Source organism: Mesorhizobium sp. M8A.F.Ca.ET.161.01.1.1, from assembly GCF_004792105.1.
Lineage (GTDB): Bacteria > Pseudomonadota > Alphaproteobacteria > Rhizobiales > Rhizobiaceae > Mesorhizobium.
Genome location: NZ_SRTD01000156.1, coordinates 1 through 376 on the forward strand (window position 1 = coordinate 1; position 376 = coordinate 376).

Annotated in this window: 1 protein-coding gene; it reads left to right on the forward strand. The window is 59.0% G+C overall.

Going from position 1 to position 376, the window contains the following annotated elements; genetic code table 11:
- Positions 1–154: 154 nt before the first annotated feature.
- On the forward strand, positions 155–376 hold a 222-nt coding region (locus tag EN804_RS35095), incomplete at its 3' end, for a helix-turn-helix transcriptional regulator (protein ID WP_135922336.1).

Here is a 376-nt window from a genome sequence, read left to right on the forward strand (position 1 = left end):
GGCCATGCTATGCTGGCTTGCGGCACGCCTGCTGCAGCGGCGCAAAGTGGTGGCTGACAGCGACATCGATGGCTGAAGCATTTAAAATGATGCTTGAGACATTGTAATATTTAAAATATACATCTTTCATATCTTCAGAAACAGGTTCCGGCTGATGATCACTGCCGCACAAATGCGCGCCGCGCGGGCGTTGACCGGCATCGACCAGAAGACGCTTGCCGAGCGGGCAGGGGTCTCGCTGCCGACCATCCAGCGCATGGAAGCGAGCGACGGCGTGGTCAGGGGCGTGGTCGACACGCTGATGAAGGTCATCCAGGCGCTTGATGATGTCGGGGTGGAACTGATCGGCGAGAACCAGGCCAGCGAGCGCGGCGGC